The organism is Vibrio limimangrovi, from assembly GCF_054064025.1.
The window spans coordinates 1-13,013 of record NZ_JBSUGF010000002.1 but is presented as its reverse complement, the minus strand read 5'-3'; the positions used below and the strand labels follow the sequence as shown (position 1 = coordinate 13,013).

Sequence of the window (13,013 nt, the reverse complement as noted above, 5' to 3'; positions counted from 1 at the left end):
GATAGAAACGAGGGAGCCGCACTGGCTCCTTTTTCTTTTTTTAGGTTAGTGGAATGAATATAAAGTTTTTTATATATCACAAGCATGCAGAAGGTTTCTCACTGGTCAGCAGCTTTACCCGACACTACAATTTCAAACTCGAGAATAGCCCAAGTAAAGAATAACCCCGTAGCCATGTTTGAATCGAGTTACTAAGGGTATTGCAACATCATTGCTCAGTACAGTGTCTTAGATACTTTCCCCGCACACTTAGTTTGATTCACTAAATACTTCTGCATAGTTCAACGTTACATTTGCGTGTTCTCTCATCAATGATTCGGCGCGAGAAGCTTGCTGATTTGCGATAGCATGTACAATGGTGTGATGTTGCAAATGGGCAAAGTAAAATCGTCGATATTCTTGTTTCAGCTTGTCGAAATTAAACGTAATAGAATTCACCGTAGCGAAAGGCATGTGCTCATTTTTTTGTAACGAGGATGCAATAGCCGGGTTACCACTTGCTTCTAAGATGAGAGCGTGAAATCTTTGATTAATTTCATGGTATAAGTTGAGGTCGTCTTCGCTGACGTAACCTTTATCAAATATCTCGTCCCCAATTTTAAGGCATTCTGTAAGAGCGGAATGTAGGTTTGTACTTAGCCCTTTTTCGGCGGCCTGTCGGGCTGCCAGCCCCTCAAGAACACCTCTTACTTCAATTGCACCAGCTACCGATCCCTTGGTGATTTCTTTAACGCAATAGCCACGGCCTTTTAATTTATGCAGCAACCCTTCTTGTTCTAGGGTGCGAAAGGCGATCCTGACAGGCGTTCTCGACACGCCTAAACGCTCAGCTGTTGGTAACTCAGCTAACCGCTCTCCTTGCTCAAACTCACCGGTAACGATCATTCGTCGTAGTGTTGATACTACTTCAATGCCAGAACTCAAAATTGACTCTCCCCTTAACTCACGGCTAATCCCGTTTTCATTACCTACCGAAAAACACGATTCAGCAATCCGAACGTGATTTAACAGAAATTTAATTTATTTAGCAACCTAGCACAAAAATTTGCTTATCAGTTTTCATTGCTAATACGTTTGGGATCCCAAAAATGGATATTTAGGCTGTATTTTAAAATTTTAGTGATATTCTGGATCCCATAACAATTAACAATACATTAACAAACGTGAATACAGATAAAGGAATATCGAATGCATCCAAAAAATTGTTGGTACGTAGCCTGCACGCCAGATGAAATCGCTAATGCCCCTTTAGCAAGAACCATCTGTAATGAAGACATTGCCTTTTACCGTGATGGTGAGGGTAAAGTCGCTGCAGTACAAGACTTCTGCCCTCATAGAGGGGCTCCTCTCTCACTTGGTTATTTGGAAAATGGAGAGTTAGTGTGTGGATATCATGGGTTACGAATGGGGCGAGATGGCAAAACGACATCCATGCCCAAGCAAAGAGTCGGACGTTTTCCATGTGTTAAATCTTACCCGGTAGAGGAAAGACACGGGTTCATCTGGGTATGGACTGGTGATAAAGAGCTAGCGGATACCAATGCAATTCCTCACCTCGAGTGGGCCAATAATCCAGAATGGGCTTATGGCGGTGGGCTGTTCCACATCAATTGTAATTATCAGTTAATGATAGATAACCTGATGGACTTGACCCATGAAACGTATGTTCATGCGTCAAGCATTGGCCAAAAAGAGATAGATGAAGCTCCGGTGCGCACCAAGTTAGAAGGCAATCAGGTAACCACCTCGCGGTTTATGGACTCGGTAAAAGCGCCACCATTTTGGCAGCTTGCGCTAAAAGAAAATGGTTTGGATCCCAAAATGGATGTAGACCGTTGGCAAATTTGCAAATTCAGCCCGCCTAGTCATGTTTTGATTGAAGTCGGCGTCGCTATGGCGGGACAGGGTGGGTTTGATGCTCCAAAGGATGTACGAGCGAGCAGTATCGTTGTGGACTTTATCACGCCAGAAACGGATACAAGCATGTGGTATTTCTGGGGAATGGCTCGCAACTTCAAACCTCAGGATGCGGAGCTTACTGAAAAAATTCGTGCAGGGCAGCATACGATATTTAGTGAAGACTTAGAAATGCTCGAACGCCAGCAAGCAAACTTATTAAAAAACCCAAATAGAGAATTACTAAAGCTGGATATCGATGCAGGTGGGGTTCAGGCAAGACGTTTGATTGACAAGCTCGTTGAACAGGAGCAGTCGTCGAGTATCAATGTACAAGATTTGACTAACGCACGAGCCAGTTAAGGAGAAGTCTATGTTAGAGGTTCAAGTCATCGCTAAAAAGTTACGCAGTCAAAATGTGGTTAGTGTCGATCTGTCTCCAATTAATGGTGAAGAACTCCCGGTATTCGAACCTGGAGCACATATTGATTTACACTTGCAAAATGGCTTAGTTAGACAATATTCACTCTTTCATTCCCCAAGTCAACGTAGCCAATACCGAGTCGCTATTCTTCGCGCAGAACAGTCAAGAGGTGGGTCAGATTGGGTCCACCGTCATTTGCAGGTTGGTGATGTTATTTCTATCAGTGAACCAAAAAATGTTTTCCAACTCGAGAGAGATGCGTCGAAACATGTCCTTTTTGCGGGTGGAATTGGGATAACGCCTCTACTCAGTATGGCTGAGTCCTTAAGCGATGAAGCACAAGAGTTTGAGTTGCACTACTCTGCGAAATCAAGACGCGATGCTGCGTTCGTGAAAGAAATCTCATCATCAAGTTGGGCAAGCCAAACAGAACTCTACTTTAGCGATGAAGGCAGAAGAGTGGACGCAGATGCTATTTTTGCAACACTTTCCCCATCAGCACACGTGTATGTGTGCGGCCCAGAGCGTTACATTGAATACATTCTGGATACGGCAAGAAAGGTGAATTGGCCAGAATCTCAAGTTCATCGAGAGCTATTCCAGGCTCCTAAGAGCGAAGTAGCCAGCGAAAATACGGCTTTTGAGATCCACTTGAATAACAGTGGCTTAACACTGGACGTCCCGGCAGAGTTGACGGTGCTTGAAGTGCTTACACAAGCTGGAATCGATGTGCCATTTTCTTGCGAAGAGGGCGTATGTGGTACGTGTATTACGCCTGTGCTAGATGGCATCCCAGATCATCGCGATCACTATCTGACGGAAAAAGAGAAAGCGTGTAATAGAGAGTTTTTACCCTGCTGCTCTCGTTCGAAAACACGCTCGTTAACCTTAGATCTCTAATAATAAAAAATAACGAAAAAGGAAGTTTGTCATGCCGTCAAAATTTAATTCATGTCTAATAATAGGGTGCAGCACCCTCCTTTCATTAAGCGCGTATGCTGCTGAAATCAACTTACGAATGTCGCATCCATGGCCTGCAACATCAGCAATAAATCAGGGATTGACTGAGTGGGCTCAATCCATCGAGAACGCCTCTGAGGACCGTATCAATGTCGATATTTATCCCTCTCAAACCCTGACGAAATCAGCCAAGTCTTATGAAGCGGTCATTCATAATATTGCTGATATAACCGCGACGGTTCAGGGATACACAGCGAACAGGTTCCCTCTCTCTCAAATCGTTGAATTGCCGGGAGTGGTTAAGAATGCTGCCCAAGGCTCATGCATTATCCAGAAGCTCTATGATGAAGGGGATATCAAACAAGAATATAGCGATACACATGTTCTGTTTATGTATACCAATGGCCCGGGTCATATCCATATGAAAGACGGCCAGGTTATCCAGCCGCAAGACTTACAAGGAAAGCGAGTCCGTCAACCTACCGCCATTGTAGGACAACTGTTAAAAAACTTAGGCGCACAACCGACAGGAATACCAGCGCCTAATGCGTATGAAGCTCTAGAAAAGGGGGTTCTTGAGGGCGTGGCGATTTCTTGGGACGGAGCGAAAGTTTTCCGCCTTGGTGAAATTGCGCCTTATCATACAGAGTTAAACCTTTACAGTTTGAGCTTTGTTGTCACGATGAACAAGGATGTTTACCAACGACTACCAGCCGACTTACAGAGCATTATTGATAAACACAGTGGATATGAATGGTCACAGCATATGGCACGTGTCTTTGATCGACTTGACCAAGAGGCCATCAATGAGGCCAAGCAAAGAAATGATCAGGTTGTTTCGTTAAACGAAGACATTAAAGAGGTGTGGCAACCCGAACTGAAGAAAGTGACAAGACAATATTTGGATGAACTCGAATTGAAGGGCTTACCTGCTAATCAAGTCTATCAGCGAATACAAGACATTCAGAAAGAATGTGATAGTTAAAAATCCACCAAAGCCAAAATCTGCTTTGTGGTTTGTCTTTTAATATAAGTCCCTCATTTACTGTGAGGGACTTGATCTTTTAGTAATTATTACGAGTGCTTTACATAATTGAGACGAAGAAATGAACGTTCAGTTACGAAGCAAATGGAGTCTAGTGCTATCTGGATTGAGTGGAATTACCAAGATAAATAAGTTTTTCAATTTATGAGACTGTATAATTGCTCAGAGATTTTGAAATTACCGTAAGAAATTGCTGTTTTCGTGGGGGAGTGAAGAAGAGCCAAAGCCTGCTCCTTTGCCAGACAGCTCGTTAACTTCGAAGCATAAACCAAGCAATTATATTTAAATGTGTCGCCACTTTATCGCCACTGAATGTTTTTGTTTGATTTAACTAAATGATTTTAAAGGTTTAATTATTAAAGTGGATATAAAGCTTTTCTACGTGCATGATCCTATGTGCAGTTGGTGTTGGGGCTACAAACCAACCATCAATAAATTGAAGCAGCAACTGCCAGGTGTGATTCAATTTGAGTATGTGGTGGGAGGTCTTGCGCCGGATACGAATTTGCCAATGCCACCAGAGATGCAACAAAAGCTTGAAAGCATTTGGCAGCAGATTGAACGTCAGCTAGGGACTAAGTTCAACTACGACTTTTGGAAACTGTGTACGCCAGTAAGAAGTACTTACCAGTCGTGCCGAGCGGTGATCGCGGCAGGTTTTCAAGACAGTTACGAGCAGATGCTGGAAGCGATTCAGCATGCCTATTATTTGCGAGCACTTCCACCTCATGAGGAAGCAACGCTTTTACAGCTAGCCAAAGAGATTGGTCTTAACGTCCAACAGTTTAAGAACGACATGGACGGCACTTTGCTGGAAGGCGTGTTTCAAGACCAGCTTAGTTTGGCGAGAAGTCTCGGCGTGAATTCGTATCCGAGCTTGGTTCTACAAATCAACGATGCCTATTTTCCTATCGAAGTGGATTATTTATCCACGGAAACAACGCTTAAGCTGATTCGTGAACGCATCATCGAGAATCTGCCAGCTCAATAATGCAGAGAAATGAAAAAGCCGCTTAAATTAGCGGCTTTTTCGTAACTAAATGTATCAAGAATTTCTCTTCGAGAACTCAATACTAAAGAGTCATTGCAGCAACCCAACCGAAGATGATCAGTGGAATGTTGTAGTGGATGAACGTCGGTACGACTGTTTCCCAAATGTGTTCATGTTGGCCATCAGCATTCAGACCCGATGTTGGACCTAATGTTGAGTCAGAAGCTGGTGAGCCAGCATCCCCCAGAGCTGCCGCAGTTCCCACTAGTGCGATGGTTGCCATTGGAGAGAAACCAAACGCCAATGAAAGCGGAACGTAGATAGTTGCAATGATTGGAATCGTAGAAAACGATGAGCCGATGCCCATGGTGACCAGTAAGCCAACAACAAGCATAAGCAACGCAGCCAGAGGTTTGTTGTCCCCAATGCTTGTCGCCAGAGATTGAACCAAAGTTTCCACACCACCAGTTTGCTTCATTACAGCAGCAAAGCCTGCAGCAGCGATCATGATGAAGCCGATCATTGCCATCATGTGAACGCCTTTAGTGAATACGTCGTGGGTTTCTTTCCACGCGATCACACCACCAAACGTGAAGACCATGAAACCAGCCAGCGCACCAATGATCATTGAACCTGTGTAAAGCTGAACGCTCAGTGCAGCAATAATGCCAATTGCCGCGACAAGGATATGCTGTTTGTTAATCTCGTGATTTGTTTCATGGACAACAGTTAACTCAGTCTCTTCATAGATACGAGGTTTACGGTAACTGACGAAAATAGCCAGTAACAGACCGAATACCATGCCTGCACCTGGTAGCAACATCGCCGTTGGGACCTGACTAGCCACAACGTTTTCCAGACCGTTGTCATGTAAGTTCTTTAATAGGATGTTGTTTAAGAAGATGCCACCAAAACCTACAGGTAACACCATGTATGGCGTGATTAGGCCAAAAGTCAGAACACAGGCAATAAGACGGCGATCCAATTTAAGCTTCGCAAATACGCCCAAAAGAGGTGGAATCAAAATTGGAATAAAGGCGATATGGACAGGAATCACGTTCTGAGAAGACATGGTAACTAAGATCAATGCTACCAATACCGCGTATTTTAAACCGGTCGTTGATGCAGAACTTTCTTTACCATTGATGCGTTTAATCACATCTTTAGCTAACAGATCAGTGATACCAGACTTAGAGATTGCAACGGCAAATGTACCGAGCATCGCGTAGCTTAAAGCAATAGTTGCGCCGCCACCGAGACCGCTTTCAAAAGCAGCAACGGTATCGCCCAGGCTCATGCCAGCGACAAGACCACCGACAATGGCACTGAACGTGAGGGCGACCACCACGTTTACCCGCATCAACGCTAACACGAGCATGACGCAAACAGAAATAACGACAGGATTCATACTTTTTCCAATATATTGTGTTTACTTATTATTTTCGTCAACAAGCGGCCAACCACCTAGGGCCTTCCATTTGTTAACAATGCCACAGAATAACTCTGCAGTTTTTTGTGTATCGTAAAGTGCCGAATGCGCTTCACGATTGTCGAATTCCATACCCGCCGTTTTACATGCTTTAGCAAGAACGGTTTGGCCGTAAGCAAGACCACTTAACGTCGCAGTGTCAAAAGTGGCAAACGGATGGAAAGGGATTCTTTTGAGTTTGCAGCGCTCGTTTGCTGCATTAACAAAACTTAAGTCGAAAGCTGCGTTGTGTGCAACCATAATCGCGCGTGAACAGTCTGAGGCTTTTTGCTCTTTACGGATCAGCTTGTAAATTTCTTTTAGCGCTTCTTGTTCTGTAACCGCACCACGTAGTGGGCTGAACGGGTCACGAATGCCATTGAATTCCAGTGCTTCTTTTTCTAAATTCGCGCCTTCAAACGGTTCAATATGAAAATGAATAGTGGAGGCCGGATGCAAAACACCGTCTTCATCCATACGAAGGGTTACGGCGCAGATTTCTAAAAGTGCATCAGTTTGAGCGTTGAAACCTGCTGTCTCAACGTCTACTACCACAGGGAAATAACCTCGAAAACGTTTTTTCAGGGTTAGAGCTTCATTTTCTATAGTCATGTTGGCTTATTTTGGTGTGACGAAGGCGGCATTATTACAGATTCTGCCGATGAGAAAAACCGCAATTTCGGATAAAGATGCAATTGTGTTTTCTAATTAATCAATAAGAATGAAACACGTGATGATGGCTCCACAATTTGTTTGATTTTTGCGGCTGACCTCTACGCCCAGTTTATCTCTTATTCGATGGTATCTATCAAAATGTCCTTAAACTGCATTTTTATTAGTTATTGGCGGGGAATTTGCATAACTAAAATGGTTTTGAATTGATGCAGATTGACGGCAAAAGTGTGCCGTCTGAGAGAAAGTACTTAGATGAATAAATGGCTGATAAACAGTGGCGTTATACTGTCCTTGCTTAGCACTAACAGCTATGCGGAGTTAAGTAAGCGCTATGTTGCTACTCCGCAGCAGTCTCAATGGGAAATAGTCGTAGATACGCCACTAGAATGCCAGCTTGTACATCCGATACCAAGTTTTGGCGATGCCGTGTTTTCGTCTCATGCGAGTAAAAAAATCAATCTGGATTTCGAACTAAAAATGCGGCGCCCGATGGGTGAAACAAGAAGTGTCAGTCTCGTTTCGATGCCACCTCCGTGGCGAGCGGGAGAACATGCTGATCGTCTTACCAATCTGCAGTTCTTTAAACAATTTGACGGGTACGTCGGTGGTCAAACGGCTTGGAATATGTTGTCTGAGTTAGAGAAAGGACGTTATCCAACCTTCAGTTACCAAGATTGGCAAAGTGGTGACCAAAGGATTGAAGTCGCTTTATCATCGGTTCTGTTTCAAAGTAAATACAATGCCTTTAGTGATTGTATTGCCAACTTGTTGAAATATAGCTTCGAAGACATCGCGTTTACGATTTTGCACTACGAGCTTCAGGGCGATCAGCTGACCAAAGTGTCTAAGAAGAGGCTGTCTCAGATAGCTGACTATGTACGTTACAATCAAGATATTGATTTGGTTCTGGTTGCCACCTATACCGATTCGACCGATGGCAAAAGTGCCAGTCAGAGTTTGTCGGAAAGGCGAGCAGAGTCACTCAGAAGTTATTTCCAGTCTCTGGGGTTACCGGAAGACCGTATTCAGGTGCAAGGTTACGGTAAGCGCCGTCCTATCGCTGACAACGGTTCTCCAATAGGTAAAGACAAAAACCGTCGCGTGGTGATTTCTTTGGGGAGAACCCAAGTTTAACCCTTAACTAGGTCGTGAAAGAGCAACTATTGGCGTGATTTCACAAAAAAGCGGTAATACTTACGGGTATCTTTACTTCTAATTTAGACGGAATTTAGCGATCATTTCGCAGTTGGTTGCCGTGTTAATTTTTGCAACCTGACTAGCAATTGCTGGGTTTGGGTGACGCTTCATAAAGTCAATCAGCGCTTTGGTGCAACAACCAATAGACTCAACAAAACTAGCACAGTCCTTATTCGGGCATTGTGGGATCAGTGAAAGCACTTTTTCCGAAGCGAGTTGAAGGTATCTGAGCTCATAGTCGGTATCTCCCGCCCATCGCCAGAATTGAGCCAGATTGTGGCAAGAGATAACTGAAATTAAGAGGCGTTCGTCAGCCTCAATTTCAATACATTCACTGATATCTTCACTCAATCTTAGCGCTTGCTGATAATGAAGAATGCTACGTATAGGGTCGTCTAATTGAAGAGCGGTATCCGCGAGAAGTGTGTGCTTTTCCCATTCACTGATCATTATCGTCATCCATATATCGAATTTGCAATTAAATCTAAACGATAACTATTATCAAGTAAAGAGTTTTGTTTACAAATAGAAAAGGCAGGTCGAATACCTGCCTTTAGAATTTTTAACTTTACTACAAGTAAATAGAGAGAGGTTAGCCCTCAAGACCTGCAGACGCTTGCTTGTTTTGGATAAGCTCGATCATGTAACCATCAGGATCTTTTACAAACGCAATGTGAGTGCTACCACCCTTGACTGGTCCCGGTTCACGAGTGACATTGCCACCTACCGCTTTGATTGCATCGCAAGTTGTGTAGATGTCGTCAACACCGATTGCAATATGGCCATAAGCAGTTCCTAGCTCATATTCCGTCTTACCCCAGTTGTAAGTAAGTTCAATCACTGCTCCTTCAGACTCATCACTGTAGCCCAAGAATGCAAGTGTGTATTCGTACTCTTTGTTTTCGTTAGTACGAAGTAGATGCATGCCCATCACTTCAGTATAAAATTTGATGGATTTGTCCAGATCACCCACGCGAAGCATAGTGTGTAGAATTCGACCGTTTGACATTTTTAACTCCTAGCTTTCAGTTTCAGACAGTGTTAACTGTCCGGGTATACTTTCTCTTTATATTCACAAAGATCTTCAATAATACAGCTACCACAGCGTGGCTTTCTTGCCAGACAGGTGTAACGGCCATGAAGAATGAGCCAGTGGTGTACATCGAGTTTAAACTCTTTAGGTACCACTTTTAATAATTTTTGCTCTACATCGTCGACAGTTTTACCCATCGCAAATTTAGTACGGTTAGATACACGGTAAATGTGTGTATCGACGGCAATAGTTGGCCAACCAAAAGCAGTATTGAGCACGACGTTTGCTGTTTTACGCCCGACACCTGGCAGGGCCTCGAGAGCTGCACGATCTTCTGGTACTTCACCGTTGTGTTTTTCCAGTAAGATTTTACATGTTTTGATGGTGTTTTCAGCTTTCGAGTTAAACAGGCCAATGGTCTTAATATACTCTTTCAGCCCGTCTACACCCAAATCCAAGATAGATTGTGGCGTGTTCGCGACAGGGTACAGCTTGTCTGTTGCTTTGTTGACGCTCACATCAGTTGCCTGTGCCGAGAGCAATACCGCAATAAGCAGTTCAAAGGGAGAGCTCCAGTTTAGCTCGGTCTGAGGGTTTGGATTGTTTTCCCTTAATCGTTCTAAAATTTCAATTCTTTTGACATTGTTCATTGCTGACTTCCAATACCGTCTTGGCCTTTTTAAGAAAAAGGCCCTACGTTAGAGCCTTATTTTTATTATGCGTAGTTAACTAAATCTTAAAGGTAAACAGACCCTAAGCATTAGTGACGCGGGCACGTTCAATAGTTGGTTTTTCTGCTTTTGGCTGACGCGCCTGAATCGAACTGTCGATAATGTTTTTTAGTGCGATCAGCAAGCCAACTCCGATGAAAGCGCCTGGCGGTAGCAAAGCCAGAAGGAAACTACTATCAAAGTGGAATACTTCGATTCTCAGCGCCGAAGCCCAGTCGCCTAACAGTAAATCTGTGCCGTCGAATAACGTGCCGTTACCGATGAGCTCACGCATAGAACCCAAAACGACTAAGACACTGGTCATGCCTAATCCCATCCACAAGCCATCCAAAGCCGCTGGTAGCACATCGTTTTTCGATGCATAAGCTTCTGCCCGGCCAATGATGATACAGTTGGTTACGATTAGCGGGATGAAAATACCCAGTGAAAGGTATAAGCCGTAAGCGTACGCATTCATTAATAGCTGAACACAGGTTACCAGTGCCGCAATGATCATCACGAACACCGGAATACGAATCTCTTTAGGTACGTAGTTACGGATAAGCGAAACGGTCACGTTTGAACCGACCAACACTAATAGTGTGGCAATACCGAGACCAAGTGCGTTTGTGATCGTTGATGACACCGCAAGCAAAGGACAAAGACCGAGCAGTTGAACTAATGCCGGGTTGTTATTCCACATGCCGTTTTTCATCAGCAGTTTGTTTTCACTCATTCGTTGCCTCCTGCGCAGTTTAGGGGCTGGTTGAGAATCTCATCTCGAGATTGGTTGACATAGTTTACGGTGTTTCTTACCACTTTGACTACTGCTCTTGGCGTAATCGTTGCCCCTGTAAACTGATCAAAGTCACCGCCGTCTTTACGGACTCGCCAGGAATTCCAGTTTCCTTCGGTCACCTCTTTTCCAGTAAAGCTGAGGATCCAGTCTGTTACACGCAAGTCGATTTTATCACCTAACCCTGGGGTTTCTTTCTGGCTTAGAACGCGTGTGCCGAGAATTTTCCCTTGGCTATCAATACCAGTGATCACTTTGATCTCGCCGTTGTAGCCGTCTGGAGCGATAGATTCAATCGCGATTGCGGTAGGCTCGCCGTTTTTCGTCGCGATGTACGCTGGCATCGCGTGCAATGTGCCAAGTTCTGGTGAACTGACCATTGTACAAGCTTGGGTTAATGCGTTGTCATGCATGGTTTCAGGAATAACCTGATTAAGGACAGACAGTAGCTGCTTGCGCTCTTGCAGTTCAATTTGATCTTCGGTTAAGTACTGAGTCAATGCGACTAGACCAGTTGTGGCACAGGCAAAGATCGCCAGTGTCAGACCATTTTTTCTAATTGCGGTTAACATGTTTTCCTCAGTGACCGTAAGTTCTAGGTTTGGTGTAGTAGTCAATCAGTGGCACGCACATGTTGGCTAGCAGCACTGCGAATGCAACGCCGTCAGGGAAACCACCCCAACTTCGGATGGTAAAGACGATCGTGCCAATAAGAGCACCAAAAATTAGGCGACCTTTTACCGTTGTTGAAGCTGAAACCGGATCCGTTGCGATAAAGAATGCCCCCAGCATGGTCGCCCCTGACAATAAGTGGAAGACAGGTGATGCCGTCTCCCCAGGAGTGATCAGGTTGAAGATCAGACTAAGCATCGTCAAACTTGCCAGGAAACCGGCAGGAATGTACCACTGGATAATTCGCTTTTTGATCATCACCAGACCGCCAACTAAGTAAGCCATGTTGACCCATTGCCAACCAATGCCAGCTAAGCCAGAAAAGATGGGTTGTGACAGAATCTCACTCGGTGTTGCCCCGGTATGCAGACCCGTTTTAAATGCATCGAGCGGCGTCGCCATGGTGACACCATCGACACCCGAACGCACTTGCTGCAAAGAGAGACCATCGCTATCAAAGCCAGTGAAGATCAATGAGAGTGTGTCTGCGAAATTCACGTGATCCGGAATTAAGGATGTTGGTGCACTCCAGCTTGTCATTTGAACAGGGAAGGAGATGAGCAGTACGACATAAGCAACCATGGCTGGATTAAATAGGTTCTGGCCAAGACCACCATATAAATGCTTTGCTATCACGATAGCGAAGATCAAACCAATGACAGTTAGCCACCAAGGAGACCACGGTGGTATTGCTACCGCCAGCAGCCATGCGGTGACAATGGCACTGTTATCACGAAGCGCACGCATTGGAGAGCGTTTGCGGCTGATCATCACTAACGCTTCGAGCGACACGGCTACGGCAATGGCAAAAATAAGCTGGATAAGCGTGCCCCAGCCAAAAAAGTACGTTTGAGCTGCTAAACCAGGGATCGCACACAAAGCTACCCATTTCATCAAATCGGGCGTGCTACGACGACTGTGGGTATGCGGCGAGCTGGCAATAAAAAACGACATTACTCGTTCTCCTCGGTATTATTTTTATTTGCTTCTTGCTGAGCTTTGCGGGCTTTCGCGCGAGCTATGGCAGCAGCCACGGCGGCTTTCTTCGGATCTTCAGTTTGCTCAGCCGGAGCTTCTTCTTCAGCAGGTTTTGCTTCTGCTTCTTGCTGCGCTTTGCGGGCTTTCGCGCGAGCAATGGCAGCAGCC

Annotated in this window: 15 protein-coding genes; 5 read left to right on the top strand and 10 right to left on the bottom strand. The window is 44.7% G+C overall.

Annotation, left to right across the window (positions count from 1 at the left end; genetic code table 11):
- Positions 1-249 precede the first annotated feature (249 nt).
- Positions 250-924, bottom strand: a complete 675-nt coding sequence (locus ACWYU8_RS02105) for a GntR family transcriptional regulator (RefSeq protein WP_457516724.1) — start codon at positions 922-924, stop codon at positions 250-252.
- Positions 925-1,188: 264 nt separating this feature from the next.
- Here ACWYU8_RS02105 and ACWYU8_RS02100 point away from each other — a divergent pair, with 264 nt between their 5' ends.
- From ACWYU8_RS02100 to ACWYU8_RS02085, 4 genes are all read left to right on the top strand, one after another.
- On the top strand, positions 1,189-2,259 hold the full coding sequence (locus ACWYU8_RS02100; RefSeq protein ID WP_457516722.1) for an aromatic ring-hydroxylating dioxygenase subunit alpha: 1,071 nt from the start codon (positions 1,189-1,191) through the stop codon (positions 2,257-2,259).
- Between the two features lie 10 nt (positions 2,260-2,269).
- A complete protein-coding gene (locus ACWYU8_RS02095) occupies positions 2,270-3,220 on the top strand; it encodes a PDR/VanB family oxidoreductase (RefSeq protein WP_457516721.1) in 951 nt (316 codons plus the stop codon).
- 118 nt (positions 3,221-3,338) lie between these two features.
- Positions 3,339-4,265, top strand: coding sequence for a TRAP transporter substrate-binding protein (locus tag ACWYU8_RS02090; protein WP_457516719.1), 927 nt, complete (start codon positions 3,339-3,341; stop codon positions 4,263-4,265).
- A gap of 421 nt (positions 4,266-4,686) precedes the next feature.
- A complete protein-coding gene (locus ACWYU8_RS02085) occupies positions 4,687-5,316 on the top strand; it encodes a DsbA family protein (RefSeq protein WP_457516717.1) in 630 nt (209 codons plus the stop codon).
- An 82-nt stretch (positions 5,317-5,398) separates the two neighbouring features.
- On the opposite strand, the gene ACWYU8_RS02080 is transcribed toward ACWYU8_RS02085, so the two are convergent.
- Entirely contained in the window at positions 5,399-6,724 is a 1,326-nt protein-coding gene (locus ACWYU8_RS02080; protein WP_457516715.1) for a Na+/H+ antiporter family protein, read from the bottom strand.
- Positions 6,725-6,745: 21 nt separating this feature from the next.
- A complete protein-coding gene (gene rnt / locus ACWYU8_RS02075; protein WP_457516713.1) occupies positions 6,746-7,396 on the bottom strand; it encodes a ribonuclease T in 651 nt (216 codons plus the stop codon).
- Positions 7,397-7,711: 315 nt separating this feature from the next.
- Between rnt and motY the strand changes: the two genes are divergently transcribed.
- On the top strand, positions 7,712-8,593 hold the full coding sequence (gene motY / locus ACWYU8_RS02070; RefSeq protein ID WP_457516711.1) for a flagellar protein MotY: 882 nt from the start codon (positions 7,712-7,714) through the stop codon (positions 8,591-8,593).
- Positions 8,594-8,671: 78 nt separating this feature from the next.
- Here the strand turns inward: motY and ACWYU8_RS02065 are convergent, their stop codons facing one another.
- From ACWYU8_RS02065 to ACWYU8_RS02035, 7 genes are all read right to left on the bottom strand, one after another.
- Positions 8,672-9,106: a DUF2753 domain-containing protein gene (locus ACWYU8_RS02065; RefSeq protein WP_457516710.1), complete on the bottom strand. Its 435-nt coding sequence runs from the start codon at positions 9,104-9,106 to the stop codon at positions 8,672-8,674.
- 142 nt (positions 9,107-9,248) lie between these two features.
- Complete coding sequence (gloA, locus tag ACWYU8_RS02060) at positions 9,249-9,665, bottom strand: lactoylglutathione lyase (RefSeq protein ID WP_457516709.1); 417 nt, start codon at positions 9,663-9,665, stop codon at positions 9,249-9,251.
- A gap of 32 nt (positions 9,666-9,697) precedes the next feature.
- Positions 9,698-10,339, bottom strand: a complete 642-nt coding sequence (gene nth, locus ACWYU8_RS02055; protein ID WP_457516708.1) for an endonuclease III — start codon at positions 10,337-10,339, stop codon at positions 9,698-9,700.
- A 103-nt stretch (positions 10,340-10,442) separates the two neighbouring features.
- On the bottom strand, positions 10,443-11,135 hold the full coding sequence (locus ACWYU8_RS02050; protein WP_457516706.1) for an electron transport complex subunit E: 693 nt from the start codon (positions 11,133-11,135) through the stop codon (positions 10,443-10,445).
- Positions 11,132-11,767 carry an electron transport complex subunit RsxG gene (gene rsxG / locus ACWYU8_RS02045; RefSeq protein ID WP_457516705.1) on the bottom strand — a complete coding sequence of 212 codons (636 nt, stop codon included), beginning with the start codon at positions 11,765-11,767 and terminating at the stop codon, positions 11,132-11,134. The genes ACWYU8_RS02050 and rsxG overlap by 4 nt, the downstream gene beginning before the upstream one ends.
- Before the next feature lie 7 nt (positions 11,768-11,774).
- Complete coding sequence (gene rsxD / locus ACWYU8_RS02040; RefSeq protein ID WP_457516703.1) at positions 11,775-12,821, bottom strand: electron transport complex subunit RsxD; 1,047 nt, start codon at positions 12,819-12,821, stop codon at positions 11,775-11,777.
- Positions 12,821-13,013: hypothetical protein (locus ACWYU8_RS02035; protein ID WP_457516701.1), on the bottom strand; the 193-nt coding region annotated here is incomplete at its 5' end. The genes rsxD and ACWYU8_RS02035, both read right to left, overlap by 1 nt.